The organism is Azospirillum oryzae (assembly GCF_008364795.1).
GTDB classification, from domain to species: domain Bacteria; phylum Pseudomonadota; class Alphaproteobacteria; order Azospirillales; family Azospirillaceae; genus Azospirillum; species Azospirillum oryzae.
Map to the genome: position 1 here is coordinate 217,778 of NZ_VTTM01000009.1, position 25,726 is coordinate 243,503.

A 25,726-nucleotide genomic window follows, 5' to 3' on the forward strand; every position below is an offset into this window, starting at 1 on the left:
CCGGGTCAAGGCCCCATCGGCGGCTGCGCGAAAGGGTTACAGGCGATGCAGCCCCTCCCACACCGCACGGGCCTGCGCGGTTTCGGCCACGTCGTGGACGCGCAGGATCTGGGCGCCCTGGTTCAGCGTCTCCAGCCCGGCGGCGAGCGAGCCGGCAAGCCGTTCCTTCGGCGGTTCCCCGCGCGACAGGCGGCCGATGAAGCCCTTGCGCGACAGGCCGATCAGCACCGTGCAGCCCAGGGCGTGGTACAGCGAGGTGTGGCGCAGGATGTCCAGATTGTGCTCCGTCGATTTGCCGAAGCCGATGCCGGGATCGACGGCGATGCGCTCCGGGGGCACGCCGGCCGCGGCGCAGTGGGCGATCCGCTCCTCCAGCCAGTCGAACACGTCGAGCGCTGCGTCGCGGTAGGTCGGGTTGGCCTGCATGGTGCCGGGATCGCCCTGCATGTGCATCACCACCACCGGGGTGCCGGTGCGCGCGACCACCGGCAGGGCCTGCGGGTCGCCCAGCCCGGCGATGTCGTTGACGATGCGGGCACCGGCTGCGGCGGCGGACTCCATCACGCTGGCGTGGCGGGTGTCGACCGAGACGGTCGCTCCCTTCGCGGCGAAATGGCGGATGACCGGCAGGACGCGCCGCTCCTCCTCCTCCGGCGGGACCGGATCGGCGCCGGGGCGGGTGGATTCGCCGCCGATGTCCAGGATGTCGGCGCCGGCGGCCAGCATCGCCTCGCCATGGGCGATGGCGGCGCCGGGGTCGAGGAAATCGCCGCCGTCGGAGAAGCTGTCGGGCGTGACGTTGACGATGCCCATGATTTGCGGCCGGTCGGGCGGCAGCCCGGCAAAGGGCGCGCGGGCGCGGGTCAGGGCGCCGAGTTGGCGGTCCAGCACCTCCGCCACCGTGCGGGAGCGTTCCCAGCCCCAGGCCATGATCTCGGACAGCGGCGCGAAGGCGCGGTCGATGCGCGAACCGGCATCGCGCACGATCAGTTCGGCGGTGGAAAAGGCGAACCGCCCGCCGGCCAGCGGCACCGCGGCACCTTTGGCCCAGGCCGCGATGGGCATCAGCCCGACCGGGCGAAGATAGACCCGCACGCCCTCCTCTCCCGCCCAAGGGCAGAAGCCGGCCAGCGACCCGGCGGCGGACTTGAGCGCGGCGGCTTTGGCGGCGGGCTTGGCGGAGAGCGGCGGCATCGGGAATTCCCCTTCACATCACGGGCTGACACTATCGTTCCTGGCATGCGCCCGGCGGGATGGCAAGGGTGCCATAGCGGACGGCTCCTTCCCTCGCCCTGGGAGAAGGCGATGATCGGCAGACGAAGGAACAGCGTGGAACAGCTTTCCGCGAACGGTCCATCTTGCGGCTCTGACAGCCCGTTTCGAAAGTCGCGTGGACGGGGTGATGGGCTGTTGGCAGGGAAGCCCGTTGTTGGAGACCGCCGATGTGACACCTGAGGACCGCCGCTTGGTCGGCGATTACGGCGCCGGCCAAGCGCTGAACGATGACCAGTACCGCCAGATCGAACCCCTTCTCCCGTCTGCCAAGCCCGGCGGGCGGCCCCGTAGCACAGATATGCGCCGACTGTTTGACGCCTTGTTTTACGTGGCGCGGACAGGTTGCCAATGGCGCCATCTGCCGCCCCCACCAGCCTTTCCGCCCTGGCAAACTGTCTACCGCTACTTTCGTGCCTTCCTGGAGGCCGGCCGTGTGGAAAAACCTTTGCCACCATCTGATGATGATGCTGCGTGAGCAGGAAGGACGCGATCCGACGCCCTCGGCCGCCATCCTCGATACCCAGAGCGTCAAGACAACAGAAAAAGGAGCGCCCGAGGCTTTGACGCGGCCAAGAAGATCAAGGGCCGCAAGCGTCACATCGCCGTCGACACCTCGGGCTTCCTCCCCGGGGTCCTCGTCCACGCCGCCGACATCCAGGACGCCGACGGCGCCGGAGCGCTGCTGACGCGGATCAAGCGGCTCTACTGCTGGCTGCGCACCATCTTCGCCGACAGCATCTACAATCGGATGCCGGTGATCCTCGCCTGCTTCCTGCTCGGGCTGACGCTGATCATCGTCCGGCATATCGCCGGTGGCGGCTTCATCCTCGTTCCCCGCCGCTGGTTGGTCGAACGATCCTTCGGGTGGCTCGGACGGTGGCGCCGTTTGTCCAAAGACTATGAGGAACGCACCGACGTCGCCGAGGCCATGGTCACACTCGCCGCCATCCGGATCATGCTACACAGACTCGTTCACCCAAACCGCAGGCGTCTGCCACCACCTGACTTTTTAAACAGTCTCTGAAGACCGAGACGTGGACGAGGCTCATCCGTTGCGCGGGCGCCTCAGCCTGTGCAAGACGAATAATACCAGAGCGATGGATTCCGCCACGGCAGCGGCGAGCCCGATCGCGGAGACAGAATGGTCCATGATGAGCGCGGATCCCAACGCACTGCCTACGCTGAAGCCGATGTACATGACCGACGTGTTGAGCGAGAGCGTTACAGGAGCCGCGGGTGCCCCCCCAGCGCTGATGAGTTGGGCCATCTGCGCCGGATAGAATCCCCATACACTAACGCCCCACACGACTATTGACACCATCACGGGGATCAGCGCTCGATCTGGCGGCAGGAAAGCTGCGCTCGCCGCCAGCGTCAGGAAAGCCATCGCCAGGAGGGTAAGGGCAGGCCCGATGACGAAGGATGAGCCTAGCCGATCATTGAGCGAGCCCCCGAGAACCATGCCAACGGCGGCTGACACGCCCCAGACGAACACGGCGCCTGACACGCCCTCATCGCCAAAGTCGAGAACCGCTTGGAGATAAGGTGCAATGAAAGGATAAGCTGTGAAAGCACCCATTGCCCAGAAGAACGTCAGTGACAGAGCCTTTACAACGGCGGGCTGAGCTGCAACCCGAAGACGCTCAGACGCACTCGCGACGCGGATGCCATTTCCCGCACCTTTGGCAATTCCAAACGACAGGCCCAAGGCGGCAATGGCCGCGAGCACGCCGACACAGAGAAACGTCGCACGCCACCCGAGCGCGTGGCCGATGATGGAGCCCAGTGGCAGGCCGAGAGCAATGGCGACGGTTGCGCCCCCGGTGACGAGGGCGAGTGCCCGTCCACGTCGGTCCGGTGCAACGATCGCGCCCACCAGTGCACTGGCGTTTGGTAAGTAAAGACCGGCCGACAATGCAAGCAGAACGCGCGCAGCCATGATCCCCGAAAATCCTGTAGAGCGCCAAGCAACGATGTTCGCCGCTGCAAAGATGGCCATCGCTCCGACCAGGAGATTGCGCCGGTTCAGCGCTCCGGTCATGACGGTCAGGATTGGTGAGCTGATTGCGAGTGTCAGCGTAAACATGGTTACGAGCATCGCAGCCTGCGAAACCGGCAAAGCGAGATCGCCGGCGATCTGCGGCAGGAGCGGGGCGATCATGAACCCCTCTGTGCCGATCGCGAACGCACCGAGCGACATGCAGTAGATCGGCAACAGACCTCGCTGCTGAGGCAACGATTGACTGGGCTGCGCGGGAATGGATTGGCTTTGCGGCTTCATCGCTGTGAAACGCCCCCTCGTGCGTTGGTCAGGATGCGGAAACCTAGCCTTGACGGAAGATGTCTTGAATGTCTTAGTCATGTCATTTTCAGACATTCGGGGCGTCCGGCATGCCGACGATTGGATTCCTGCTCCATCCCCAGTTCTCGCCGATGGGACTGGCCATGGCCGCGGCCTTTGACGTGGCCAACCAGCAATCGGGCACCCGCATCTATGATCTCGTTATGCTTTCGGATGCCGGCGGTCTCGTCGGAGGCTCGATGGGGATCGCTGTCCAGACCGAAGCCTTGTCGGACCGATACCTCGATGTTGTCGTGGTCGGCGGCGGGGTCGAAGCGGCGACGCCGGTGACGATCGCCTTTCTCAGGAATGCCGTGGGCCGCGTGAGCAGGATCGCCGCGACCTGCACGGCGGCCTTCGTGCTGGCGGAAGCTGGGCTGCTTGATGGGCGGCGTGCAACGACGCATTGGGCACGGGCGCGTGAACTCCAGCTTCGCTATCCCCTTGCGAAGATCGAGGAGGATCGCATTTTCGTGGAAGATGGGCCCATCTGGACCTCGGCCGGCATGACCGCCGGACTCGACCTCGCGCTCGCTTTCATCGAGCGTGATCTCGGAATCGAAGCTGCTCGGTCCGTGTCACGGGCTCTGGTCATGTATCACCGCCGCAGTGGCGGGCAATCACAGTTCTCGATCCTTCTCGAACTCGAACCGAAATCGGACCGCATTCAGAAAGTCCTCACCTACGCGCGCCGTCACCTTGCGAACAGGCTGGATGTGGAGGAATTGGCGGGAGTCGCGGGTCTCGGCACGCGGCAATTCAACCGAGTCTTCATCCGGGAGACCGGTCAGTCGCCCGCCAAGGCGATCGAGCATCTCAGGCTGGAAGCCGCCCGAAGCTTGATGGAGGACACGGATCAGACGATTGATGCGGTGGCACAGCAAACAGGATTCGCCGACCGCAATCGAATGCGTCGTGCGTTTTTGCGCGCCTTTGGGCAGCCGCCACAGACCATCCGGCGCGCAACGCTCGCGACACATACGGACGGCATGGATAGACAGGGCATGATCTCACTTCGGCCAATATCCGCCAAAGCTACCAGCTGAGCATTGCTTGCCGAAAGACTTGCTGGTCTCCAACGCCGAGTTGCCTTGGCGCATGGAACTGCTGTCAACACGACCAACCCCATGTACGTTGCTGGGCCAAAGGTGACTCGTTTCACCCTCGGTGGCGAACGAGACTTGCGCCGAGTGGGCCGAGGCGTTGCATAGGACAGAGCGGGCGAGCGACGGAGCCGAGGGACAGCATTCCATCATCGCTACTTCACGTGTCATGTTTCGCGCCGCCTCCCCACTTTCGAAACGGGTTGTCAGAAAGCTGCGGAGATGGATCACGGATGGCGCCTATGAGTGGCTTCTCTTTGAATTGGCTGAGGGAAATAGGGGTTTTCCCGAATATTCTTTAATTACATCTTCATAATCCATTCTCAAATTTAATACGGCAACTTTACATCCAGGTTCTTTGAATAATGGGCATCGCGAACAACATTTGCAGGAAGCCATGTAATTTTAAATCTACGTCCGCCTTGATTGTTGACTTTAATATATCGTCCAGCGAATTAATGGAAAGAACCCTTACTGGCCTTAAACTGAAGCACATCTACCGCTCATTTTCCACCGAAGACGCTCTCTCGCTTCTTTCAGAGAACGAGATCGGCATTGTCATCGTAAACGCAGATACGATCCGCGAAAAAGCGCTTCAACTGCTGGAGATGATCAGATTTCGCCAGACAAAAGACCCATGTCTGGAGGAAAAAATAAAACATATCTCGATAATCCCATTCGTAATCATCAGCTCTGCAGTGACGCCGAAAATGGCGGAAAAAGTGGCAGATGCAGGAATCTGCGCATTGGTTTCAATGCCGTTCAAGCCGATTGAATTTATGAAGAAGATCAAAAACCTACTTTACGTGCACTGCGAAGACAATTGCTTCAATATGGCAAGTCCTTCGCTTGAAGGCAGCGACTTGCTGGAGGAGCCCGGCAGCCCTCGCTGACGTAAAGCCAGGAGTTCTGCGTCCTCGACGGCGACATTTGAGAAGACATCCCTCCTGTGGGGCAGAGGGCGTTTCCTTCCCTTCCCTCACCCCCTCCGCGCCAAACCGCCCTTCAGCTTCAGCACGTAGGTGATGACCTCGGCCACAGCTTGGTAATGCTGGAGCGGGATGGTGGCGTCGACCTCCGCCGAGGCGTGGAGGGCGCGGGCGAGCGGCGGGTTCTCGACGATGGGGATGTCGTGTTCCTGGGCCAGCGCGCGGATACGCAGCGCGATCAGGTCGGCGCCCTTGGCGAGGCAGATCGGGGCGGCGGTGCGGCCGCGCTCGTATTCCAACGCGACGGCGAAGTGGGTGGGGTTGGTGATGACCACCGTGGCGCGCGGGACGTTCGCCATCATGCGCTTCTTCGAACGCGAGCGGCGGATGTCGCGCAGGCGGGCCTTGGCGTTGGGGTCGCCCTCGATCTGCTTGTATTCGTCCTTGATCTCCTGGTGGCTCATGCGCAGGCGGCGGCGCCATTCCAGGCGGTTCCACAGCACATCCACCGCCGCCATCAGGACGGTCGCCAGCAGCACCGCCAGCAGCAGCCGCAAGGTCACGTCCCGCAGCAGCACGGGCAATCCGGCGACGTCCATGCCCACAGTATCCTCCGTCCATGCGATGTAGGGCGCCAGCGCGTGCCAGGCAGCAGCGCTGATGATGGCGAGCTTGACCAGGCTCTTGGCGAATTCGACCAGCGCCGGGCGGCCGGCGATCCGCTTCCAGCCCGACGCGGGCGACAGATGCGACCATTTCGGCCGGATGCGGTCGGAGGCCACGACGAACCGCCCCTGCCCCAGCGCCGACACCACCACCCCGCCAAGCAGGATGCCCAGCACCGGCAGCAGGGCCACCGCGACGCCGCCGATCAGCCAAGCGAGGCTGTGGATGACGTCGATGGCGCTGCCGTCGATGCGGATGTCGTCGGGATTCTCGATCAGCGGCAGAAGCAGGGCCGACAGGTTCGACGCGACGCCGGGCACCGCCATCAGCACGATCATCCAGGCGGCGACCATCGCCGACAGCAGGCCGACGTCGCGGGCACGGGGGACGTCGCCCTTCTCCGCCGCCTCGCGCAGGCGTTTCTCTGTCGGTTCCTCTGTCTTCTGTTCATCGTCCTGCTCCGCCATGCGTCAGGACCCCGACAGCCAGCCGCCGAGTGCGGCGACGAAGGCGGTCAGCATGGCGCCGGCGGTCGCCATGAACAGGCCCATGCCAACCATCAGCACGCCGGGGGTGGCGACGAAATAGACGGGCATCGCCGGCATCACCCGGTTGACCAGCCCGAGCGCCACATTCACCACCAGCCCATAGAGGATGAAGGGCGCCGCCAGCCCCACCCCCAGCCGAAAGGTGGTCGCCAGCAGTTCGGCGAAGCGCTGGGCGACCATGCCGAGGTCGGGGAACACCCCCGCCGGCCAGGAGCCGTAGGAACGCGCCAGCGCGCCGATCATCAGGTAATGCACATCCGATGCGAACAGCAGGGCCAGCCCGCCGATCAGCAGCACGCCGGACAGAACCGATCCGCCCTCGAACCCCGCCGCCTCCATGGAGAAGGGGTTGCTGAGGCCGACGACCTGGGCCGTCAGCGCGCCGGTGGTCTGCAAGGCCGCCATGAACAGCCGGGCGCCGAGGCCGAGATAGGCGCCGACCAGCGTCTCCCCCGCCAGCGCGCGCAGCATCTCAACCGGCTGGTCCGGCATGCGCTCGGGCAGGCCATCCACCCCCGGCAGCAGAACCAGCGTGACGATGATCGCCAGCGCCGCCCGCACCCGCATCGGCACCGCCGCCTCGCCGAAGCCCGGCAACAGGCCGATGGCCGCCGCCACCCGCGCCAGCACGATGAAGCCGCGATAGATCTCCAGGGTCAGGAACTGGCTGAGGTCCACCATCCGGCTAGACCTGATCGACGGTCTTGAGCGACGCCTTGCGGTGCAGCTCGGCGTGGCTCAGCACCGGGGTCATCGGGCTGACCCGCTCCAGCAGGGAGCGGACGAAGGGCCGCACCTCCGCCCCCACCAGCAGGGCCGGCCAGACCTGGGAGGTCGCGTGCTTCTGGATTTTCAGGCGGACGGCGGTCAGGAACTCCTGCACCTGGCTTGGCGGCATCACGAAGCGGCGGTCGTCGCCCTCCACCACGATGTGGTCGAGCAGCGCCTGCTCCCAGCGCGGGCTGAGCGCGATGACCGAGACGAAACCGTCCGGACCGGCCAGACCCTGGTGGATCTGCTGGCCCAGCCGCATCCGCACATGTTCGGTGATGAGGGTGATGTGGCGGGTCCAGCCCACCGCCTCCGCCACTGCTTCGACGATGGCCGGCAGGTTGCGGATCGACACCCGCTCCGACAACAGCTGCTGGAGCACGCGCTGGAGCACGACCAGCGAGATCTGGCTCGGCACCATGTCGTTGATGAGCTTCTGGTACTCGCGGCCCAACCCGTCGATCAGCTTCTGCAAGGCGGCGAAGGTCAGCAGGGTGGAGAGGTTGTCCTTGATGACCTCGGTCAGGTGGGTGGTGATGACGCTTTCCGGATCGACGACGGTGTAGCCCTTCGCCACCGCCTCTTCATGACGGGCCGGGTCGATCCATTTGGCTTGCAGGCCGAAGGTCGGCTCGCGCGTCGCGTCGCCGGCGATGTCGGGAACGGCGCCGCCGGTGGGGTCGATGGCGAGCAGGTGCTTGGGCCGAACCTCGCCCTTCGCCGCTTCCACCCCCATGATGCTGATGACGTAGCTCTTGGGCGGCAGGAAGCTGGAATCCTTGATGCGGACCGACGGCAGGACGAAGCCGAACTCGGTGGCGAAGCGCTTGCGCAGCGTCTTCACCTTCGTGGTCAGCGGTCCGTTCTTGTTCAGGATCAGCGGGACGAGGTGATTGCCGACCTCCACCTTCACCTCGTCGACCTTCAGCATGTCCTCCACCGCCTCTTCCGGGACGGCGGGCGGCGCCTTGCGGCTTTCCTCCAGCTTGGCCAGCGCGGCGGCGCGGGCCTTGCGGCGCGGGGCGTACCAGCCGAGCGCGGCGAAGGCGGCGCCGATGGCGAGGAAGGGCGCCATCGGCAGGCCCGGCGTCAGCGCCAGCGCCCCCAGCAGCCCGGCCGCCACCAGCAGCGCCTTCGGGTAGGCGCCGAGCTGGTCGATCACCGCCTTTTCGGCGGAGCCGATGTTGCCGCCCTTGGTCACCAGCAGGCCGGCGGCCAGCGACACCACCAGCGCCGGGATCTGCGTCGCCAGCCCGTCGCCCACCGTCAGGGTGGTGTAGGCGGATGCGGCGGCGTCGAAGCTCATCCCCTTCTGGACGATGCCGATCGCCATGCCGCCCAGCACGTTGATGACGGTGATGACCAGACCGGCCACCGCATCGCCGCGCACGAATTTGGAGGCGCCGTCCATCGCGCCGTAGAAGGTGCTTTCGTCCTCCAGCTCCTTGCGGCGGCGGCGCGCCTCGGCCTCGTCGATCATGCCGGCGGAGAGGTCGGCGTCGATGGCCATCTGCTTGCCGGGAATGGCGTCCAGCGTGAAACGCGCCCCGACCTCGGCGATGCGGGTGGCGCCCTTGGTGATGACGACGAAGTTGATGACGACCAGGATGCAGAAGATCACCACGCCGATGACGAAGTTGCCGCCCATCACGAACTGGCTGAAGCCCTGGATGACGTGGCCGGCGGCGCCGTGGCCGTTGTGCCCCTCGCTGAGGATCAGGCGGGTGGACGCGATGTTCAGCGCCAGCCGCAGCATCGTCACCACCAGCAGCACGGTGGGGAAGGAGGAGAAGTCGAGCGGGCGCGGGATCCACAGGGAGACCATCAGCACCAGCACCGCGACCGAGAAGGACAGCGCCAGCCCGAGATCGAGGAACCAGGACGGCACCGGCAGGAACAGCACCGCCAGCACCAGCAGGATGCCGACCGCGAACAGCACGTCGCGGTTCGCCAGCCCGATGTCGCCGAGCAGGCCGAACCGGCTGCGGACGTGATCCGTGAGGGTCATGGGGGTCCGGATGGGTTCGAGGGAGGGACGATTGTCCGGCAACGATAGGGGGGTGCGGTAAAACCGGGATTTAAGCGGCTCCCCTGGGCTGTCATTGGCTCGGCAGCAGCGGGCGGGCCGGGCCGTCGGCGAACAGGCCGGACAGGAAGCTGAGACGGCCCCGCTCCGCCGCGGTCCAGGTCGGGGCGGCGCCGCCGGGGCCGGCCGCCAGCGTCTCCAGATAGCCGAGCGCGCCGGCGACCCAGCGCAGATTGCCGGTCACCCGCTGGCGATAGGCCTCGCCGCGCTCTGACTGGGCGGAGTGGTAGCGGGCGATGGCGGTTTCCAACGAACCGTGGTCGCGCCGCAGCGCCGACAGGAAGGACGCGGCATAGCGGGCGTTGGCGACCGGATCGAAAGCGGTGGCAAGGTCGGGAAAGGCGTCGGGGTGCCAGCGCAGGTTCACTTGCAGGCAGCCGACGTCGATGGACTGCACGCCGCGCGCCTGCGTTTCGCGCACGAAGGCGATTGCCGCGTCGCGGGTCGGGAAATAGTGGGACCGCCCTTCGGTGTTGACGGTCCAGGGCCAGGCGGTGAACAGCCGGTCCTCCGTCCGCCGGCCGGATTCGGTGAAGCCCATCGCCAGCAGCAGATGGTCGGAAATGCCGGCCGCCTTCTCCGCGTCGAGGATGGCGGCGATGCACTGCGCTTCCGGCGGCAGGGTTTTGGCCGGGGGCTGGGGCGGCGGTTTCGACGGGGCGTAGAGCGCGGTGCTCCACACGCCGATCTGCGAAGGGTTGGCCGGCGGCGCCGCCGCACCGCCGGCCGGACTTACGAGCAGCCCGAGAAGGGGGACCATGACCGCTCGCAACCGGAGCATCAGTCGATGGCGACGATCAGGTCGCTCAGCCGGTCGGCGTAGGTGGCGAGCGTGCCGTACATGAAGGGCAGCGCCAGCACCGTCACCACCAGGATCGCGACGATCTTCGGCACGAAGGTCAGCGTCATCTCCTGCACCTGGGTCAGCGCCTGCACCAGCGAGATCGTCACGCCCACCACCACCGCCACGATCAGCGGCGGCGCCGCGACCAGCAGGGTCGTCCAGATGCCGCTGCGCAGCACCTCCAGCACGTCGGCCTGGTTCATGGGGGATCCTCTTACAAGCGCACCCGCTCAAACCGCGATGCGCATGATCTCCTGATACGCCTGGACCATCTTGTCGCGGATGGCGACGACGCTCTGCACCGTCATCTCGGCGGCCAGGACCGAACGCACGACGTCCTGCGCGCTGGCCTTGCCCGAAACGGCGGCGAGCGAGACGCGCTCGCTCTCCTTCAGCGTGTCGACGGCCTGCGAGATCGACTTGTCGAGGAAGCCGCCGAAGTCGCTCTCGGCGCTGGCGGCAACCGCATCGGGCTGGCCGGCGGCGGACAGGGGCGACGTGGCCGCCTGGGTCTCGGCAAGACCCCCGGCAATCGGGCTGCGGTTGGCGGCGTAGGCGGCGGCGACGCGGCCGACGGACATCTCGATCATGGGACGGCTCCTCAGCTGCGCAGCAGGTCGACGACGCGGGTCATCATCGCGCGCGACTGTTCGATGACGTTCATGCTGGCCTCGAAGGCGCGGCCGGCCTCGCGCATGTCCATCATCTCGATCAGCGGCTGCACGTTGGGCTTCTTGACATAGCCCTTGTCGTCGGCCGCCGGATGCGAGGGATCGTAGGCGAGCTGGAAATCGCTGCGGTCGCGGCCGATCTGCTTGACCTGCACCAGCTCCGCCCCGACACCGCGGTCCATCACGCTGTCGAAGGACACCGTCTTGCGGCGATAGGGGTCGCCGCCCTTGGAGTTGGCGGTGCTGTCGGCGTTGGCGAGGTTTTCCGCCACCACGCGCAGGCGGGTCGATTGCGCCTGAAGCCCGGCACCGGCGATCTTCAGCGTGGCGCCGAGGACATCGTTCATCATCGCTCGTCTCCGTCCTAAAAAGCCGTCAGCCGTTTCTCCAGGCCATGCGCAGCATCTGCACATTGCGCTGGAACAGGCTGGTGGTCAGCGCAAAGGCGTCGCGGGTCTCGCTGCCCTTGATCATCTCCTGCTCCAGCGACACCGCGTTGCCGCTGGGGGTCGATTCCCACAAGCCCGCCTTGCCCTCCTCGCGGTAAGGCGTGGTGGTGCGGCTGCCGGCCAGATGCATGCCGGCGGTGCGGGCGGTCTCCACCGGGCGGATGCCCTCCATGACGCTGTCGAAGGATTTCAGGTCGCGCGCCTGATAGTCGGGCGTGTTGGCGTTCACGACATTCTCGGCGATCAGCTTCTGCCGCTGCGACAGATAGTCGAGACGCGTGCCGGCAAGTTGGAAGAAACCGATTTTACTCAAATCCATTGCGACCTCGTTCCACCACATCTCACCGGAACACAAGGCCGGACGATGAGCCCGCCCGTTTAAAACCGGATTTAAATTCGCTGCTCTAGGCTCTCTCCATCGACAGGCATGATGGAGACAGCGCCGATGCCGGCACTCGCCACCCTGGCGGCGGAACTCGACCGGCTGCCGACGCGCCAGTGGCGCGGGGAAATCCGCTCGGCCGCCGGCATGACGCTGGAGGTCGACGGGCTGCAGCGCGTGCTGTCGGTCGGCGACAAATGCCATGCGGAGACTCTGCGCGGCGGGCGCGTACTGTGCGAGACCATCGGCTTCCGCAATGGCCGCTCGCTGCTGATGGCCTTCGACAATTTGGACGGCGTGGCGGAGGGCTGCGCCGCCGTCACCGACGACACCGCCTTCATGCTGCGGCCCGGTCCCGGCTGGCTTGGCCGGGTGGTGAATGCGCTGGGCGAGCCGATCGACGGCAAGGGTCCGTTGGCGAATGGCGAGCATCCGCGATCCTTGCGCCAGCCGCCGCCGGCCGCCTGCGCCCGGCGCCGGGTGGGGGCGCGGTTGGACAGCGGCATCCGGGTGATCGACAGCTTCGTGCCGCTCTGCCGCGGGCAGCGGCTGGGCGTCTTCGCCGGGTCGGGCGTCGGCAAATCGACGCTGCTGGCGATGGTCGCCCGCCATGCCGAGGCCGACGCCATCGTCATCGGACTGATCGGCGAGCGCGGGCGCGAGGTGCGCGAATTCATCCAGGACGATCTGGGACCGGAGGGGCTGGCGCGCTCCGTCGTCATCGTCGCCACGTCGGACGAGCCGCCGCTGATGCGCCGTCAGGCCGCGCTGCTGACGATGACGGTGGCGGAGGAGTTGCGCGATCAGGGAAAGCATGTGCTGTGCCTGATGGACAGCGTCACCCGCTTCGCCATGGCCCAGCGCGAGATCGGGCTGGCCGCGGGAGAGCCGCCGACCGCCAAGAGTTATCCGCCCAGCGTCTTCGCCGAGCTGCCCCGCCTGCTGGAACGCGCGGGGCCCGGTCCGGAGGGTGATGGAGAGGGCGACATCACCGCCATCTTCACCGTGCTGGTGGACGGCGACGACCATGACGAACCCATCGCCGACGCGGTGCGCGGCATCCTCGACGGACATCTGGTGCTGGACCGCAAAATCGCCGAGCAGGGGCGTTATCCCGCCGTCAACCTGCTGCGCAGCGTGTCGCGCACCCTGCCCGGCTGTCACGACGCGCGGGAAAACCGCATCGTCGGCCGCGCCCGCGCGCTGGCCGCCACCTATGACGGCATGAAGGAGATGATCCGGCTCGGCGCCTACAAGCGCGGCACCGATCCGGAGACCGACGCCGCCATCGACCTGCACCCGCAGCTGGAAGACTTCCTGCGCCAGGGCAAGGACGACCCCTCCCCCTCCGCCGAGAGTTTCGCGCGGCTGGACAGGCTGCTCGCCGCCATCGGAGACCAAGCATGAGCGTCAATACCAGACTGGCCGCCCAGGCCGTCAGCCCGCCGACCGCCCAGCGCAAATCGAATGAGCCGGAGGAAACGCTGGCCGACAGGATGAGCGTCGGGTTCGACGACCTGCTCGACGTGGTCAACCCGCTCCAGCAATTGCCGGTGGTGTCGGCGGTCTACCGCGAGGCGACGGGGGAGAGCATCTCGATCCCCGCCCGGCTGGCCGGCGGCTTCCTGTTCGGCGGCCTGCCCGGCCTGATCGGCAGCGCCGCCATGGTGGCGTTCGAAGAGGTCACCGGCGACAGCGTGCTGGGCCATATCGGCAGCCTGCTGGAGGACGGGACGGAGACGGTGGCGGAGGGCGCGGCGGCCGGGACGCTGCCCTGGATGAGCGGCGGCGGGGATGGTGGCGATCCGTCCCTGCCTTCCCCCCAATCCTTGAGGGAGGCATTGCGACGCAAGTCCGACCCGGCTACGGAGAGCACGGCGAACGTCCCCGCACCGGCGAGCGAACAGCCGGCGCCGCAGCTGTTGGCGAAGCTCTACAGCATGGAAGCCACGGCGAAGGCCGGCGCGCCGGGGATGGTGCGCAAAACGGGGTGACCAACCCGCGCTTGCATGGCACCGCCCGGCGCGGTTCAATGATCGGCACCGGGTTCCATGATGAACAGGCGGGCAGTGGACGAAAGCAAGGATATGGGCATGGCGAAGGGCCGGCGGCGGCTGTGGCTGCTCGTCGGCCATGGCGCGGTCGGGCTGGCCACCGCCGGAGCGTTCCTGCCCATCCTGCCCACCGTTCCCTTCCTGCTGGTCGCCGGCTGGGCCTATGCCCGCGGCAATCCCGAACTGCGGGAGCGGATGCGCAACGACCCACGGTTCGGCCGTACCGTGCGCGAGTGGCAGGACCGTGGCGCCATCCCGGTGAAGGCGAAGGTCATGGCGGTCGGCGGTATGTCGTCCAGCTTCGCCGTCCTGGCCATTTCCTCACCCGGATACCCGGTGCTCGCCGGCACCGGGTTGGCCATGGCGGCCGTGGCTGTGTATGTGGTGTCGCGTCCGCCCCCTTCGGACAAGGAACCGGACTGAACCACGACCTGCTGGCGGTCAACCTGTATGCGCGGTGATGCGCGCACAAAGAAGGGGCCGCCGTTTCCGACAGCCCCTGTTCTTCAAGCCCCAAAAGACTGCAATCAGGCGGCGGCGCGGCCCTGCCCCTGATGCGCCCCCGGATGTGCCATGCGGGCCAGCGTCGCCGGCTCGATGGCCACCCGCAGATGGGCGTGGCTGTCGTCGTCGCGGCGGCCGACCACCTCGCCATGGGCGTAAAGCCAGGCGAGCGTCGCGCCGTCGCCATGCGCGACATCCAGCTCCACCAGTTCGCGGCCGGCGGTCATCCGGTCGTCGAGGATGCGGAACAGCGTGTCCAGCCTCCCGCCGGTCGCGGCGGACACCGCGCAGGCGTTGCCGGCCCGTTCGGTGCGGGCGATCACGGCGTCGACTTCCGCCCCGTCCAGCAGGTCGATCTTGTTGGCGACCTCGACCACGCGCGGGTCGCGCTCCGGATCGATGCCGAGATCGGCCAGGATCGCCTCCACGTCGGCCTTCTGGGCCTCGGTGTCGGGGTGGGCGATGTCGCGGACATGCAGGATGATGTCGGCCGCCTGCACCTCCTCCAGCGTGGCGCGAAAGGCCGCGACCAGATGGGTCGGCAGGTCGGAGATGAAACCGACGGTGTCGGACAGGATGACCTTGCGGCCCGACGGCAGCACCACCTGACGCATGGTCGGGTCGAGCGTGGCGAACAGCAGGTTCCTGGCGAACACGTCGGCGCCGGCCATCCGGTTGAACAGGGTCGACTTGCCGGCGTTGGTGTAGCCGACCAGCGCCACCACCGGGTACGGCACCTTGGCGCGCGCCTTGCGGTGCAGGCCGCGGGTGCGGCGGACCTCGTCCAGCTCCCGTTTGATCCTGACGATGCGGTTGCCGATCAGGCGGCGGTCGATCTCCAGCTGCGATTCACCGGGGCCGCCGAGGAAGCCGAAGCCACCGCGCTGGCGTTCCAAGTGGGTCCAGGACCGCACCAGCCGCGACTTCTGGTAGCTCAGCGACGCCAGTTCGACCTGAAGCTGGCCTTCGTGGGTGCGGGCGCGGGCGCCGAAGATCTCCAGGATCAGGCCGGTGCGGTCGATGACCTTGGCGCCGAACGCCTTTTCCAGGTTGCGCTGCTGCACCGGGGTCAGCGCATGGTCGACGATGACGAGGTCGATGGCCTCGCCCGCCTCCTGCGCGTCTTCGATCAGCTTGGCATACTGCTCGATGGCGCCGCCGCCCAGCAGGGTGGCCGGGCGCGGCTGGTTGACCTTGACGACCGCGGCCTGCGCCACGTCGAGGTCGATGGCCGCGGCAAGCCCGACCGCTTCGTCCAGCGAGGCTTCGGGGCTGCGGTCGGTGTCGGCCCCGCGCAGGACCGGATGGAGGACGAGGGCGCGGCCCATTGCGGAGCGCGACGTTTGGGTGGTTTTCAAATCGGTGGTCTGATGCGTGCCCATAGGGTTCCTTTGTCCGCCCCGGCGCCGGATGCGCGGGGCATGCGCGCATCCCTCGCGGATGCGAAGCTCGGAAATTGGGAAGAAAGGGTCCTCTCCGACCCCACCGGCGGCGCCACGGCACGGGGGAGGGTCGCGGCGGCCTGCGCGTCACGGGGTCGGAGAGGAGAGCGTCGGCACACCCGAGGCGGGAGGCCGAACCGGGGAACTTAGATCAAGGGAGATCACCGAAGTTGCCGCGCCGGCCGGGGAAGCGGTCTCGACACGCGATACTGCACTGGGAAAGTCACTGGTGTGACGGCGTCGCCGCCCACACCGGATTAGATGAGGGGACCGAGGCTCAAAACAAGGGCATGGGGACGATTTTCCAGCGGTATTTCCTCACCGGCCCATGCTGTTGCGCGACGCCTGTTCGATGGTCTTGATGTGGGCGAGGCCGGGGAGGATTTCCGAGCGGATGAACTCCAGCCGGCGCACCGGACCACCGCCGCGGGCGAAGCGGTGCTTCCACAGATTCATCTTCACCGCCAGCCCGCACAGCACGCCGCCGATGGTCAGGTGATGGGTGACGATCAGGTCGCGGATGCTGCGGAAACTGTCCGGGTTGATGTCGCGCCAGAAATCGCGGGACCGGTTGTCGAAGCTCTCGAAGCGGCCGGTGATGGAGGTGGCGATGTCGGTCAAATCGTGGCCGATCTCGTCCAGCATGCGGCGCTGGCGGGCGTCGCGCCGCACCTCGCTGACCTGGAACAGCTCCGCCATCCAGCCGAGGAAGCCCTGCACGTCGGGAACGATGTCGTCCAGGCAGCGCTTGAAATAGGCCAGCGACAGGAAGATGTCGGCATATTCCTCCAGGAAGGCCGGGATTTCCTGCAACGGGATGTCGAGCCGGTCGGCGGTCATCTGCAGCCGGCGCCGCGCCTCCTCCACGTCGGGCTGGGCGAACAGGCGCACCAGCTCGTCCATGCTGGCGATGTCCGCACCCTGCGCGCCATAGACATGCTCCACCAGCGGGCGGGTGAAGACGCGCATGTAGCTGGTCAGTTCCGCCCGCTTGGCGGCCGACAGGCGGAGCGCGCCCGCCTCCTCCACATCGATGTTCAGGCGGCGCAGCTCCAGCCGCAGGCTGTAGACATCGAAGCTGGCGGCCTCGCCGATCCGGACGATCTTGCGCAGGTCACGACGAAGCGCCGGACCGTCGATGCCGAAGCATTTCGATAATTGGTCGAGGCCGATCTGGCCGCTGCCGGTCTGGGCATCGTTGAACAGCTCCGCCACCGTCTCCAGCCGGACATTCTTGATCAGCCGTGCCCGGCGCAGCCCCGGCGTTTCCAGTGGCAGGATCGACAGGGGCAGGATGTGCAGGGCATCGCGCCCGTCATCCTCCTCCGCCGTCGAGGCCCCGTTCAAATGCACGGCGGCGGCCCCGGTGGTGGCGGGCGGGCGGATGCGGTCGCGGGGCTTCCGGTCCTGTGGATTGCCCGCTGGCGGCTGCACGGCTGGACTCCTCCCGCTTGGCCGAGCCCCGCGGCCTGTCAGAAGCGCGGGAACCTCATCAGCGTCATGGTGATGGACGGATCGATGGAGATGACCGAGGCCCGGCCACTGCGGGAGATCGGGCCGATCGACGGCATGGCGGCGGTCGCGGTCGAGCCGCCATTCTGCATGTCGTACATCGCGGCGAAGCGGTCGAGGAACTTGGCGACCTTCTCCGGGCTTTTCAGGTCCGCGATGTCCATGCGCTTTTCCAGCAGCGCCTTCTGCTTGTCGACCTCCAGCAGCGCCGTCTGGTCGGGCAGGCCCAGCGTGGTGTAGACCACCTTGCGCAGGGCGTTGTCAGCCATCACCTGATACCAGTTGGTGATGTTCGACGACCGCCGCTGGAAATAGAGGCCGAGGCGCACCGCCGGGTTCCTGTCCTCCGATTCGACCTCCAGCGTCACGTTGACGTAGCGGTCGATGATGGCCTGGACCACGGCCGGCTGTTTCAGGTTGTCGCCGCCGTTTTCGGCGAAGCCCAGCACGGTCGCCATCTCGCGGAACTTGGTGTCGCTCATCCGGTTGGCGGTGGAATACTGGTCGCTCACCCCTTCTTCCAGAACCTTGCGGATCAGTCCGCGCGACTTCGCCTGACTGCCGAGGTCGAAGGCCTCCAGGACGAAGCGATAGAGCTTGTCGTCCTTCATGAAGTCTTCGGTGCTGGTGATCTTGCCGATGTTGTCCTGGAAATAGGAGATGGCGCGCTGCACCGCCGGACGGCTGCGCACCGCCTGTTCGTAGCGGTCGTGGTTCTTGGTGACGACGCGCAGGTCGACCAGCGTGGTCATGCCTCCACCTCACCGGTCTTTTCACCGCTGCGCGGAATGGCGGGGCTCTCGTCGGCGGCATCGGTCTCGGCGCCGTAGCCGGCGGGGATGCGCATGATGACCTCCCCCGTCGCGGTGTCGAGCACCTCGGTGTAGAGCCGCCGGGTGTCGGGATCGAGATTGACGCGGTAGGGCCGGGTGGCGCGCTTCGCCTCCGCCTCGGTCGCATCGGTCGTCCCAGTGGTCTTCTGGGCGCGCTCCACCACCTCGGCCGGCTTGGTCGTTTCGGCCCGGGCGGCCCGCTGGCGGTCGGCCTGACGCTGGCGCGCCTCCGCGATGATGTCGGCGCTGGCGGTTGAGCGTTCGCCGGACGGACCGGTCACGCCGGTGACGGGGGTCGGCATGGCGTCATCCTCCGGCGTGGTGGCCCGCGTGAAGATCGAGGCCTTCCGTTTGGAACGATGGCGCCGAAGCGGAGGGAGCCGGCGAAAGCAGCGTGCCTTCATACTCCATCACCGGACGCAGGGCCGACAGCGCCTTGTAATAGTCGCGCTCGCCGATATGGCCCATGGCGCGGGCGATGCGGTCCTGGATATCGGGGCGGGTGAAGGTGGTGTAGAGCTGCGCCATCATCTCCGCCGCCGCACCGCTGCCATTGGCGGCGATGGTGGGATCGAGCAGCATGCTCTGGATCAGGAAATAGGCGCGGCGCACCGGGGTCACCGCATCCTCCTCCTGCAGGATGTCGCTGCCGCGGATGATCTGGGCAAAGTTGGAAATGGTCAGCGTGTAGCGGCGGTTCTCGTTCTGCACGACGCAGCCGTTGATGACCACCCGCTCGCACGGCTTCAGGCGCAGCTTAAGTGCCATAGGACAGATCCTCCGTCGCCAGTTCGCGCGTGGCCTGCGCCGCCCCTTGCAGCCCTTGCATCACCGAACGGTTGATGTGGAGCAGCAGGTCGATGCCGCCCTCGCCGCGCAGCACCCGCTGGGTGTTGCGGTTCACCGCGAAGGACAACGAGACCAGACCGGCGCGCAGCGCCTCCGGCAGGGCGTTGCCGTCCTCCAGCAGGTCGGCGCGTAGCGTGTTCCACAGCTCCAGGTTCCGCCACAGCGCGTCCTTCAGCGCGGCGGAGCGCCAGTCGGCGTCGCGGTTGTTTTCCAGCGCCAGGGTGATCCGCAGGAACACCCGGTACTCGATCTTTCGCGGATCGTCGCACTCGGCGATGGTCTGGTGGTAGGCGGCGATGCTCATGGGCGCACCCCTGCGGTGGGGTCCTTTGCGGCGGGATGCCGGACCGGTTGCGGTGGGTTTTGGCGACGGATGCGAGAAATGGACGCGGACGGCCGATGGGGCGGCGCCATCGTCCAGGGGATTGGACGATGGCACCGCCCGTCAGGGACTTAGCGGAACAGCGACAGGATGTTCTGCGGACCCTGGTTGGCGATCGACAGAGCCTGGATGGCGAGCTGCTGCTGGACCTGGAGGGCCTGCAGGCGGCTCGATTCCTCGTTCATGTCGGCGTCGACCAGGGCGCCGATGCCCTTGTTCATCGAGTCGGTCAGCTTCGACACGAAGTCGTTCTGCACCGACACGCGGTTCTCGATGGAGCCGATGACCGACGCCTTGCCGATGGCGCTGTCGAGCAGCTTGTTGATGACCTCGAGCGACTTCTTGGAGTTGTTGACCACGTCGATCTGGGTCAGATCGGCGAGGCCGCCGAAGGCGTCGCTCTCCTTCGAGCCGACCCACAGGCCGGACACCTGGGCGGTGAAGTTGCCGTCGGTGTTCTTGTCCTGATCGGTGAAGGTCAGGGTGTCACCGGTGAAGGCGACCTGGAAGTCGCCGCCGGCAGCGGTCAGGGCCGTGTTCACCGCGGTGGCGATGTTGCCCTGCGTGGTTGCAAGGTCGGTGTCGTAGGTCTGGGCCGACAGATCGACCGTCACGTCGGCCTTGCTGCCGTCCTCCTTGGTCACCGTCAGCGTCAGGCTGCCGAGGCCGAGATTCTGGCCGTCGATGAAGGTGTCGCCGGGCGCGCCGAGCTTGATGTCGACCTTGGCCTTGGTGGCGTTGGTCGAATCGACCTGCTGCTCGATGGTGGCCTTGCCGACGATCGACTCCACGCGCATGTCCTGGCGCTGGAATTCGATGTAGCTCGGATCGACGCTGCCGTCGCTGCGGCTGAGCGACGCCAGGATGGCGACGTTCTTGTCCTTGGCCGTGCCGTCGTTGGAGTAGGTGACGCGCAGCAGGTTGTCGCCGTTGAACGATGCGTCGGCGGCGGCGCCCTTGATCAGCTTGACCAGCTGGTCGACGTCGTTCTGGATCAGCGACTTGTCGACGCCGTTGGTCTGGCCGGCGATGACGCGGGCCTTCAGCGTCTGCAGGTTCTCGACGATGTTCTTGGAGGCCACCGACGCGGTGTTGGTGGTGCCGGACCCCAGCTCCAGCGATTCCTTGACCGCCTTGAAGCCGGCGACGTCGGCCTTCATGGTGGTGGCGATCGACCAGTAGGCGGCGTTGTCCTTGGCGTTGTTGACCTTCAGGCCGGTCGAGATGCGGTCCTGCGTGGTCTCCAGATCCCCGGTCACGCGACGCAGGGTCTGCAGCGCGGTCATGGCGGAGGTGTTCGTCATAATCGAGGCCATGGGTATCTCCATTCGCGAGATGCATGGCGCCTTTCTGACGCCGGGGCCATTCGCGCCGGCCTTCCCGATCCAGTGTGCGGGGGCGCGAGCGGCAAATTCGAGGATGACCGAGCCGGTTTAAGCCGGGGTAAAAAATCGCAGGCGTTCGGGACGGACGGGTTGCGGCAACGGAACTGCGGTCAACGACCGACGGCGCGGGCGGCGGCGCGCGGCACCACCGGCGGAATGAAGGGCACACGGGGGCCGGCCAGCCCGCCGGCGCCCGACCAGCGGTCCAGCATCAGCTGGGCGCGGTCGGGAGTGACGTGGTCGGGCGGCGCCTCGAACTTGTAGCCGCGGCCATAGACCGTCTCGATGTAGCGGCCGCCGCCGGTCGCCGTGTCGATCTTCTTGCGCAGCTTGCAGATATAGACGTCGATCACCTTGTCGAGCGGGTCGGAGCCGGACAGGCCGTAGACCTCCTCGTAGATGTGTTCCTTCGACACCACGCGGCGGTGGTTGAGGGCCAGCACCGACAGGATCGCGTGCTCGCGCTGGCTGAGGCGCAGGCGCTCGCCGTCCACCTCAGGGTCGCGGCCGTCGAGGAAGACCGTCAGGCGGCCGACCGTCACCGCGTTGCTGGTCAGCCCGTAGGACCGGCGGCGGATCGCCTCCAGCCGGGCACGGATCTCGGTGCTGACCACCGGCTTCACCAGCACGTCGTCGGCGCCTGCCCGCAGGATGCCGGCGGTGGTGTTGGCGCAGCGGCGTTCGATCAGGCAGATGATCGCGGCGGTCACGTTGCGGGCGCGGAGCATCGCCACGCAGGCCTCGGTGTCGCCGACGTCGCCGATGATGATCGCGTCATGGCCGATGTCGATGGAGCCATGCCCGCCCACCAGATCGCGCAGGCCATTCAGGTCCAGGCGGTCATGGTTAACCTTGCACAGGGCGAGTTGCTTGCCGATGGCATCGGCGATCAGATCGGCTGGCTCAATCAGCAAAGCCTGCATTGGATTCTCCATTGTCGAGCAAGCGCTGGTAAGCATTGATTTTTACGCAATTGCGTTGATATCACACGCTTATCACAGCCTCAAAAGAACCCATCGAAAGGCGATGTGTCAACACTTTGGGGTAGCCGAGTTGATATAGGACATTCGAGCGTTTTACGCCGTTTTAACAGTTTCGTTTGGATAAACACTGGATAAATTTTTATGTAACACCGGTTTTACTTTGAGATTCGACGTGAATTTATAGTGATCATCACAAGCAACCAGCAATCATCCCGCCATGTTTGGTTAACGACAGTAATCGGATGGAAAACCAACGCTCATGAATATGAACGCTGGTTTAACCCTGATGTCCTAGCGTCGCCGGGCATCCGCGTTTGAGGAGGTTCCATGTCCGGAACGAAGGCACCCGTCTTGCCGGCGGCCGTGACCGCTGCTTGCCTGTTCGTCCTGGCGGGCTGTGCGCAATTGTCGCAGGCCCCCGACAGCGATTACCGCCAAGCCCTTGAAAAAGCGCTCACCGCCGGCCAATGCGACGGCGATGCGGTGCGCGACATGTGGTCGGCTTATGGGCGGTGGTACGCGGTCGGGTCCTCCATCGCCGGCCACCCGAAGACCGACGAGGCCGCCGCCCTGCTGCGCCAGGGTGACCAGTTCCGGATCCTGAACTGCACGGAGGTGGCGCGCGCGTCCTACCGGACGCTGATCCACCGCTTCCCGGAGGACGGATATGCCGCGATGCGTGAGGCCGCCGGCGCCTCGCTGCGCACGCTGCCGCCGCCTCCCGCGCCGGGCGTGCCGACCCAGATCAGGCCGGTCGGGGAGATTTGAAGGGGTAAATCGCCCTCTCCCGCCCAGGGAGAGGGAGCCTGCTCACAGCGCCAGATCGGACGACAGGGGCCGGTCCAACCCCAGCCAGGCATCGGCCAGCGGGCCGACGGTCAGCGCGCCGTCCAGTCGGCAGTCGGTCAGGGCGGCGCGGAAGGTCTCGTGCAGGTCGGCCAGGGCAGAGGACGGCAACCCCGTCGCCAGACGCAGGGTCACGTCCAGCCGGCGGCCGGCGAGAGTCGCCATCAGTTGCACCGGACCCAGCCGCTGCGGCCGGGCCTGAAGCACCAGGGTGATGCGGTCGGACAGGCCGTCTTCGATGCCGACGGCGCACAGCAGGCTTTCGCCGCTGTCCAGAAGCGGCACGCGGGACAGGCGCCACAGCCGTCCGTCCACCGGCTGGAACCGCGCGGCCAGCGCCCGGTCGCAGTCGTCGAGCAGCAGCCCGCCGTCGAGATCCTCCAGCCCGGCCGCCACCTCCGGTCCCAGCCAGCCGCGGCAGCCTTCCGCCGTCGCCGCCAGGAACAGGGCGAGCGCAGCGCCGAAGGTCGAATCGCAGCGCGGCAGGCATCCCCGCGCCAGCGCCGCATCGGCCGGCGACAGCGAATCGAGCAGGTCGAGCAGGCGGCGCACGAGCGGTCCGGCCTCGCCCCCGTCATCCACGGCGCGGGGGACGGGTGACGGCGTCGCGGCGAATTGCGCCGCCAGCAGCTCCGGCGGCGGCACATGCCGGGGGACGAGGTCGTGCCCGGCCATTCAGACTGCTTCCATTCACGGATCCCCCAAGCAGCAGCGCTCCGCTCAATAGACGACGGTGTCGGCGTCGTCGGATTGCGGGATGATGATGGTGCCGTCGTCGGCCATCGCCTTGGCGACGCGAACGATCTCCGCCTGGGCGTCGTTGACGTCGCGCATGCGCAAGGGCCCCATGTTCTCGATCTCGTCCAGCAGGATCAGGCGGGCGCGTTCCGACAGCACCGACAGGAAGTGGTCGCGCTGGGCCGCCGGCGCCCCCTTCAGCGCGATGGCGAGCTGGCCGGTGTCGCAGCGGCGGATCACCGCCTGCAGGGACACGCGGTCCAGCCGCATCAGATCCTCGAAGGTGAACATCAGCTGCTTGATGCGCTGGGTCGGTTCCGGCATCACCGTTTCCAGATCGTCGAAGATCTCGGTCAGCGTCTCGCGGTCGATGCGGTTGAAGATGTCGGCCATCCGCTCCAGCGAATCGTTGCCGTGGGTGCGGGCGTAATTCGCCATGAACTCGTTGTGCAGGATCGATTCGATGTCCAGCAACACCTCGCGCTGCACCGATTCGATCTGGATCATGCGCTCGATCACCTCGGTGCGGATGGCAGGGGGCAGCAGGACCAGCACCTTGGCGGCGTGGTCGGCCCGCATCTTCGACAGGATCACCGCCGCCGTCTGGGGATATTCGCCGGCCAGATAGCTGGCGAGCACCCCCTCGTTCACGTTGGACATCTTTTCCCACATGGTGCGGCCGGCGGGGCCGCGGATCTCGCCCATGATCTCCGTCACGCGGTCGGCCGGCAGGAAGCGGTTCAGCATCCGCTCCGTGCTGTCGTAGGAGCCGATCACCGAGCCGGCATTGGCGAAACGCTCGGTGAAGATGCGCATCAGCGTCTCCACCAGATTGGAGGTGACGTTGCCGAGAGTCGCCATCGCCCGGCTGACGAGGCGGATCTCATCCTCGTCCAGCCGCTCCATCAGCCGCGAGCCACGTTCCTCGCCCAACGCCAGGAAGATGACGGCACTCTTCTCCACGCCGGTCAGGCTCTTGTAATTCTCACGGATCTTGATCGGCGTTCCCATGACGGCACCTCAGAAGGAGTAATCGGCGGAGGGGACGGAGGACGGGGCGGGATCGCCCCCGCCATCGAAGGCCTCGGCCGGCGGCAGGGCCAGCGCGCGGTCGTGGCGGAAGGCGACCGCCATCACCGCGCCGGCCACCAGCAGCAGCGGATGCGGGATCAGCGGGTTGGCGTCGAGAGCGGACAGCAGCCCGGCGACCGAGCCGTCTTCCGGCACCGCGACGCCACGGCGGCGGGCCAGCGCGAGAAGGCTGTCTGCGAGGCTGGCGGGGGGATCGGCGGGATTGTCGTCCATCCTCAAACCCCATACGAGCGGATCAGGCTGCCGGCGATCAGGAACCAGCCGTCGGTCAGCACGAAGAAGATGATCTTGAAGGGCAGCGCGATCATCACCGGCGGCAGCATCATCATGCCCATCGCCATCAGGATCGCCGCCACCACCATGTCGATCACCAGGAAGGGCAGGAACAGCAGGAAGCCGATCTCGAAGGCGCGGCGCAGCTCCGACAGCAGGAAGGCCGGCATCAGCAGCCGCAGATCGACGCTTTCCGCCGTCACCGGGCGCTCGTCCTTGGCCGGTGCCGTGTCTTCGCCGGCCGGCTTCGGCTTTGCCGTGAAGGCGGCGAAGGCGGCGAGGTCGCGTTCGCGGACATGGGAGGCCATGAAGCCGCGGAACGGCTCGATCATGCGCTCCAATCCCTGTTCCTGGGTGACCTGCTCGTTCAGCAGCGGGCGCAGGCCGTCCTGCCAGGCGCTGTCGATCACCGGCCCCATGATGTGGAAGGTCAGGAACATGGCGAGGCTGACCAGCACCATGTTCGGCGGCGACTGCTGCAGGCCGAGCGCCGAGCGCAGCAGCGACAGCACGACGATGATGCGGGTGAAGCAGGTGACCATGATGAGCAGGCCGGGCGCGACGCTGAGCACCGTCAGCAGCACGATGCCCTGGACGATCCGCCCCGACAGGCTCGCCCCGTCCGTCAGCGATCCCAGCGCGCCGAGATTGAGGTCGAGCGGCGCCGCCGCGGCCGGGCCGGCGGCGAGGAGGATGGCCAGGAGGAGGGTCAGGGGGCGGAGGCGCATGCGGGGGCTTTCGGGGGAGTGGTTGCCGCGATTGCCCCCT

The 25,726-nt window shown here is 66.7% G+C and carries 29 protein-coding genes and 1 pseudogene; 8 read left to right on the forward strand and 22 right to left on the reverse strand.

Annotated elements, in window-relative coordinates; all coding sequences use genetic code 11:
* Nucleotides 1–36 precede the first annotated feature (36 nt).
* Complete coding sequence (folP, locus tag FZ938_RS22380; RefSeq protein ID WP_149200650.1) at nucleotides 37–1,194, reverse strand: dihydropteroate synthase; 1,158 nt, start codon at nucleotides 1,192–1,194, stop codon at nucleotides 37–39.
* A 235-nt stretch (nucleotides 1,195–1,429) separates the two neighbouring features.
* Between folP and FZ938_RS31410 the strand changes: the two genes are divergently transcribed.
* Together FZ938_RS31410 and FZ938_RS31490 are read left to right on the forward strand one after the other, a co-directional pair.
* Nucleotides 1,430–1,750 carry a transposase gene (locus FZ938_RS31410; RefSeq protein WP_281497568.1) on the forward strand — a complete coding sequence of 107 codons (321 nt, stop codon included), beginning with the start codon at nucleotides 1,430–1,432 and terminating at the stop codon, nucleotides 1,748–1,750.
* A 75-nt stretch (nucleotides 1,751–1,825) separates the two neighbouring features.
* Nucleotides 1,826–2,299, forward strand: a pseudogene (locus tag FZ938_RS31490) (transposase); the annotation flags it as partial.
* A gap of 21 nt (nucleotides 2,300–2,320) precedes the next feature.
* On the opposite strand, the gene FZ938_RS22390 reads toward FZ938_RS31490, so the two are convergent.
* On the reverse strand, nucleotides 2,321–3,652 hold the full coding sequence (locus tag FZ938_RS22390) for an MFS transporter (protein WP_211101142.1): 1,332 nt from the start codon (nucleotides 3,650–3,652) through the stop codon (nucleotides 2,321–2,323).
* A 14-nt stretch (nucleotides 3,653–3,666) separates the two neighbouring features.
* Between FZ938_RS22390 and FZ938_RS22395 the strand changes: the two genes are divergently transcribed.
* Together FZ938_RS22395 and FZ938_RS22400 are read left to right on the forward strand one after the other, a co-directional pair.
* A complete protein-coding gene (locus tag FZ938_RS22395) occupies nucleotides 3,667–4,662 on the forward strand; it encodes a GlxA family transcriptional regulator (protein ID WP_149200651.1) in 996 nt (331 codons plus the stop codon).
* 422 nt (nucleotides 4,663–5,084) lie between these two features.
* Entirely contained in the window at nucleotides 5,085–5,612 is a 528-nt protein-coding gene (locus tag FZ938_RS22400) for a response regulator (RefSeq protein ID WP_149200652.1), read from the forward strand.
* Between the two features lie 86 nt (nucleotides 5,613–5,698).
* Here the strand turns inward: FZ938_RS22400 and flhB are convergent, their stop codons facing one another.
* The 8 genes from flhB to FZ938_RS22440 form a co-directional block, all read right to left on the reverse strand.
* Complete coding sequence (gene flhB, locus FZ938_RS22405; RefSeq protein WP_149200653.1) at nucleotides 5,699–6,781, reverse strand: flagellar biosynthesis protein FlhB; 1,083 nt, start codon at nucleotides 6,779–6,781, stop codon at nucleotides 5,699–5,701.
* A 3-nt stretch (nucleotides 6,782–6,784) separates the two neighbouring features.
* Nucleotides 6,785–7,543, reverse strand: a complete 759-nt coding sequence (locus tag FZ938_RS22410; RefSeq protein ID WP_109073631.1) for a flagellar biosynthetic protein FliR — start codon at nucleotides 7,541–7,543, stop codon at nucleotides 6,785–6,787.
* 4 nt (nucleotides 7,544–7,547) lie between these two features.
* Nucleotides 7,548–9,641, reverse strand: a complete 2,094-nt coding sequence (gene flhA / locus FZ938_RS22415) for a flagellar biosynthesis protein FlhA (RefSeq protein ID WP_149200654.1) — start codon at nucleotides 9,639–9,641, stop codon at nucleotides 7,548–7,550.
* 91 nt (nucleotides 9,642–9,732) lie between these two features.
* Nucleotides 9,733–10,479, reverse strand: coding sequence for a lysozyme family protein (locus FZ938_RS22420; RefSeq protein ID WP_246457952.1), 747 nt, complete (start codon nucleotides 10,477–10,479; stop codon nucleotides 9,733–9,735).
* 20 nt (nucleotides 10,480–10,499) lie between these two features.
* On the reverse strand, nucleotides 10,500–10,766 hold the full coding sequence (fliQ, locus tag FZ938_RS22425) for a flagellar biosynthesis protein FliQ (protein ID WP_149200656.1): 267 nt from the start codon (nucleotides 10,764–10,766) through the stop codon (nucleotides 10,500–10,502).
* Nucleotides 10,767–10,793: 27 nt separating this feature from the next.
* On the reverse strand, nucleotides 10,794–11,153 hold the full coding sequence (gene fliE, locus FZ938_RS22430) for a flagellar hook-basal body complex protein FliE (RefSeq protein ID WP_149200657.1): 360 nt from the start codon (nucleotides 11,151–11,153) through the stop codon (nucleotides 10,794–10,796).
* Nucleotides 11,154–11,164: 11 nt separating this feature from the next.
* The gene (flgC, locus tag FZ938_RS22435; RefSeq protein ID WP_149200658.1) at nucleotides 11,165–11,584 is read right to left on the reverse strand and encodes a flagellar basal body rod protein FlgC; all 420 of its coding nucleotides are present in this window, start codon (nucleotides 11,582–11,584) and stop codon (nucleotides 11,165–11,167) included.
* Nucleotides 11,585–11,609: 25 nt separating this feature from the next.
* Nucleotides 11,610–12,002, reverse strand: coding sequence for a flagellar biosynthesis protein FlgG (locus tag FZ938_RS22440; protein WP_149200659.1), 393 nt, complete (start codon nucleotides 12,000–12,002; stop codon nucleotides 11,610–11,612).
* 126 nt (nucleotides 12,003–12,128) lie between these two features.
* Between FZ938_RS22440 and fliI the strand changes: the two genes are divergently transcribed.
* The 3 genes from fliI (at nucleotide 12,129) to FZ938_RS22455 (ending at nucleotide 14,542) form a co-directional block, all read left to right on the forward strand.
* Entirely contained in the window at nucleotides 12,129–13,472 is a 1,344-nt protein-coding gene (fliI, locus tag FZ938_RS22445; protein ID WP_149200660.1) for a flagellar protein export ATPase FliI, read from the forward strand.
* The gene (locus FZ938_RS22450) at nucleotides 13,469–14,059 is read left to right on the forward strand and encodes a hypothetical protein (RefSeq protein ID WP_149200661.1); all 591 of its coding nucleotides are present in this window, start codon (nucleotides 13,469–13,471) and stop codon (nucleotides 14,057–14,059) included. The genes fliI and FZ938_RS22450 overlap by 4 nt, the downstream gene beginning before the upstream one ends.
* A gap of 99 nt (nucleotides 14,060–14,158) precedes the next feature.
* The gene (locus FZ938_RS22455; RefSeq protein ID WP_246457950.1) at nucleotides 14,159–14,542 is read left to right on the forward strand and encodes a YbaN family protein; all 384 of its coding nucleotides are present in this window, start codon (nucleotides 14,159–14,161) and stop codon (nucleotides 14,540–14,542) included.
* 104 nt (nucleotides 14,543–14,646) lie between these two features.
* Here the strand turns inward: FZ938_RS22455 and hflX are convergent, their stop codons facing one another.
* The 8 genes from hflX to FZ938_RS22495 form a co-directional block, all read right to left on the reverse strand.
* A complete protein-coding gene (gene hflX, locus FZ938_RS22460; protein WP_246799090.1) occupies nucleotides 14,647–16,005 on the reverse strand; it encodes a GTPase HflX in 1,359 nt (452 codons plus the stop codon).
* 378 nt (nucleotides 16,006–16,383) lie between these two features.
* Nucleotides 16,384–17,499: a hypothetical protein gene (locus FZ938_RS22465; RefSeq protein WP_149200663.1), complete on the reverse strand. Its 1,116-nt coding sequence runs from the start codon at nucleotides 17,497–17,499 to the stop codon at nucleotides 16,384–16,386.
* Nucleotides 17,500–17,537: 38 nt separating this feature from the next.
* The gene (locus FZ938_RS22470; RefSeq protein ID WP_149200664.1) at nucleotides 17,538–18,329 is read right to left on the reverse strand and encodes a DUF1217 domain-containing protein; all 792 of its coding nucleotides are present in this window, start codon (nucleotides 18,327–18,329) and stop codon (nucleotides 17,538–17,540) included.
* Nucleotides 18,326–18,712, reverse strand: coding sequence for a flagellar protein FlaG (locus tag FZ938_RS22475; protein WP_149200665.1), 387 nt, complete (start codon nucleotides 18,710–18,712; stop codon nucleotides 18,326–18,328). Before FZ938_RS22475 ends, FZ938_RS22470 begins: the two co-directional genes overlap by 4 nt.
* A 4-nt stretch (nucleotides 18,713–18,716) precedes the next feature.
* Nucleotides 18,717–19,178, reverse strand: a complete 462-nt coding sequence (locus FZ938_RS22480) for a flagellar biosynthesis repressor FlbT (RefSeq protein ID WP_149200666.1) — start codon at nucleotides 19,176–19,178, stop codon at nucleotides 18,717–18,719.
* Nucleotides 19,168–19,563 (reverse strand): flagellar biosynthesis regulator FlaF, encoded by a 396-nt coding sequence (locus FZ938_RS22485; protein WP_149200667.1) that lies wholly within the window; start codon nucleotides 19,561–19,563, stop codon nucleotides 19,168–19,170. The genes FZ938_RS22480 and FZ938_RS22485 overlap by 11 nt, the downstream gene beginning before the upstream one ends.
* Nucleotides 19,564–19,712: 149 nt before the next feature.
* Nucleotides 19,713–20,957, reverse strand: a complete 1,245-nt coding sequence (locus tag FZ938_RS31425; RefSeq protein ID WP_149200668.1) for a flagellin N-terminal helical domain-containing protein — start codon at nucleotides 20,955–20,957, stop codon at nucleotides 19,713–19,715.
* Nucleotides 20,958–21,136: 179 nt separating this feature from the next.
* Nucleotides 21,137–21,949: a winged helix-turn-helix domain-containing protein gene (locus tag FZ938_RS22495; protein WP_149200669.1), complete on the reverse strand. Its 813-nt coding sequence runs from the start codon at nucleotides 21,947–21,949 to the stop codon at nucleotides 21,137–21,139.
* Between the two features lie 387 nt (nucleotides 21,950–22,336).
* Here FZ938_RS22495 and FZ938_RS22500 point away from each other — a divergent pair, with 387 nt between their 5' ends.
* Entirely contained in the window at nucleotides 22,337–22,777 is a 441-nt protein-coding gene (locus FZ938_RS22500) for a hypothetical protein (RefSeq protein WP_149200670.1), read from the forward strand.
* A gap of 42 nt (nucleotides 22,778–22,819) precedes the next feature.
* Here FZ938_RS22500 and FZ938_RS22505 read toward each other — a convergent pair whose 3' ends face one another.
* From FZ938_RS22505 to fliP, 4 genes are read right to left on the reverse strand one after another with little or no spacing between them, the layout of a single operon-like run.
* Nucleotides 22,820–23,530 carry a hypothetical protein gene (locus FZ938_RS22505; RefSeq protein ID WP_149200671.1) on the reverse strand — a complete coding sequence of 237 codons (711 nt, stop codon included), beginning with the start codon at nucleotides 23,528–23,530 and terminating at the stop codon, nucleotides 22,820–22,822.
* Nucleotides 23,531–23,575: 45 nt separating this feature from the next.
* Entirely contained in the window at nucleotides 23,576–24,604 is a 1,029-nt protein-coding gene (locus tag FZ938_RS22510; RefSeq protein ID WP_149200672.1) for a flagellar motor switch protein FliG, read from the reverse strand.
* A 9-nt stretch (nucleotides 24,605–24,613) separates the two neighbouring features.
* The gene (locus FZ938_RS22515; protein ID WP_149200673.1) at nucleotides 24,614–24,898 is read right to left on the reverse strand and encodes a hypothetical protein; all 285 of its coding nucleotides are present in this window, start codon (nucleotides 24,896–24,898) and stop codon (nucleotides 24,614–24,616) included.
* A 2-nt stretch (nucleotides 24,899–24,900) separates the two neighbouring features.
* Entirely contained in the window at nucleotides 24,901–25,686 is a 786-nt protein-coding gene (gene fliP / locus FZ938_RS22520; RefSeq protein ID WP_149200674.1) for a flagellar type III secretion system pore protein FliP, read from the reverse strand.
* Between the last annotated feature and the right edge of the window lie 40 nt (nucleotides 25,687–25,726).

Coding starts and splice junctions, on each gene's coding strand:
- folP (WP_149200650.1), bottom strand. CDS start 1,194: ATGCCGCCGCTCTCCGCCAAGCCCGCCGCCAAAGCCGCCGCGCTCAAG.
- FZ938_RS22390 (WP_211101142.1), bottom strand. CDS start 3,652: ATGTCTGAAAATGACATGACTAAGACATTCAAGACATCTTCCGTCAAG.
- FZ938_RS22395 (WP_149200651.1), top strand. CDS start 3,667: ATGCCGACGATTGGATTCCTGCTCCATCCCCAGTTCTCGCCGATGGGA.
- FZ938_RS22400 (WP_149200652.1), top strand. CDS start 5,085: ATGGGCATCGCGAACAACATTTGCAGGAAGCCATGTAATTTTAAATCT.
- flhB (WP_149200653.1), bottom strand. CDS start 6,781: ATGGCGGAGCAGGACGATGAACAGAAGACAGAGGAACCGACAGAGAAA.
- FZ938_RS22410 (WP_109073631.1), bottom strand. CDS start 7,543: ATGGTGGACCTCAGCCAGTTCCTGACCCTGGAGATCTATCGCGGCTTC.
- flhA (WP_149200654.1), bottom strand. CDS start 9,641: ATGACCCTCACGGATCACGTCCGCAGCCGGTTCGGCCTGCTCGGCGAC.
- FZ938_RS22420 (WP_246457952.1), bottom strand. CDS start 10,479: ATGGTCCCCCTTCTCGGGCTGCTCGTAAGTCCGGCCGGCGGTGCGGCG.
- fliQ (WP_149200656.1), bottom strand. CDS start 10,766: ATGAACCAGGCCGACGTGCTGGAGGTGCTGCGCAGCGGCATCTGGACG.
- fliE (WP_149200657.1), bottom strand. CDS start 11,153: ATGATCGAGATGTCCGTCGGCCGCGTCGCCGCCGCCTACGCCGCCAAC.
- flgC (WP_149200658.1), bottom strand. CDS start 11,584: ATGATGAACGATGTCCTCGGCGCCACGCTGAAGATCGCCGGTGCCGGG.
- FZ938_RS22440 (WP_149200659.1), bottom strand. CDS start 12,002: ATGGATTTGAGTAAAATCGGTTTCTTCCAACTTGCCGGCACGCGTCTC.
- fliI (WP_149200660.1), top strand. CDS start 12,129: ATGCCGGCACTCGCCACCCTGGCGGCGGAACTCGACCGGCTGCCGACG.
- FZ938_RS22450 (WP_149200661.1), top strand. CDS start 13,469: ATGAGCGTCAATACCAGACTGGCCGCCCAGGCCGTCAGCCCGCCGACC.
- FZ938_RS22455 (WP_246457950.1), top strand. CDS start 14,159: ATGGCGAAGGGCCGGCGGCGGCTGTGGCTGCTCGTCGGCCATGGCGCG.
- hflX (WP_246799090.1), bottom strand. CDS start 16,005: ATGGGCACGCATCAGACCACCGATTTGAAAACCACCCAAACGTCGCGC.
- FZ938_RS22470 (WP_149200664.1), bottom strand. CDS start 18,329: ATGACCACGCTGGTCGACCTGCGCGTCGTCACCAAGAACCACGACCGC.
- FZ938_RS22475 (WP_149200665.1), bottom strand. CDS start 18,712: ATGCCGACCCCCGTCACCGGCGTGACCGGTCCGTCCGGCGAACGCTCA.
- FZ938_RS22480 (WP_149200666.1), bottom strand. CDS start 19,178: ATGGCACTTAAGCTGCGCCTGAAGCCGTGCGAGCGGGTGGTCATCAAC.
- FZ938_RS22485 (WP_149200667.1), bottom strand. CDS start 19,563: ATGAGCATCGCCGCCTACCACCAGACCATCGCCGAGTGCGACGATCCG.
- FZ938_RS31425 (WP_149200668.1), bottom strand. CDS start 20,957: ATGGCCTCGATTATGACGAACACCTCCGCCATGACCGCGCTGCAGACC.
- FZ938_RS22495 (WP_149200669.1), bottom strand. CDS start 21,949: ATGCAGGCTTTGCTGATTGAGCCAGCCGATCTGATCGCCGATGCCATC.
- FZ938_RS22500 (WP_149200670.1), top strand. CDS start 22,337: ATGTCCGGAACGAAGGCACCCGTCTTGCCGGCGGCCGTGACCGCTGCT.
- FZ938_RS22505 (WP_149200671.1), bottom strand. CDS start 23,530: ATGGCCGGGCACGACCTCGTCCCCCGGCATGTGCCGCCGCCGGAGCTG.
- FZ938_RS22510 (WP_149200672.1), bottom strand. CDS start 24,604: ATGGGAACGCCGATCAAGATCCGTGAGAATTACAAGAGCCTGACCGGC.
- FZ938_RS22515 (WP_149200673.1), bottom strand. CDS start 24,898: ATGGACGACAATCCCGCCGATCCCCCCGCCAGCCTCGCAGACAGCCTT.
- fliP (WP_149200674.1), bottom strand. CDS start 25,686: ATGCGCCTCCGCCCCCTGACCCTCCTCCTGGCCATCCTCCTCGCCGCC.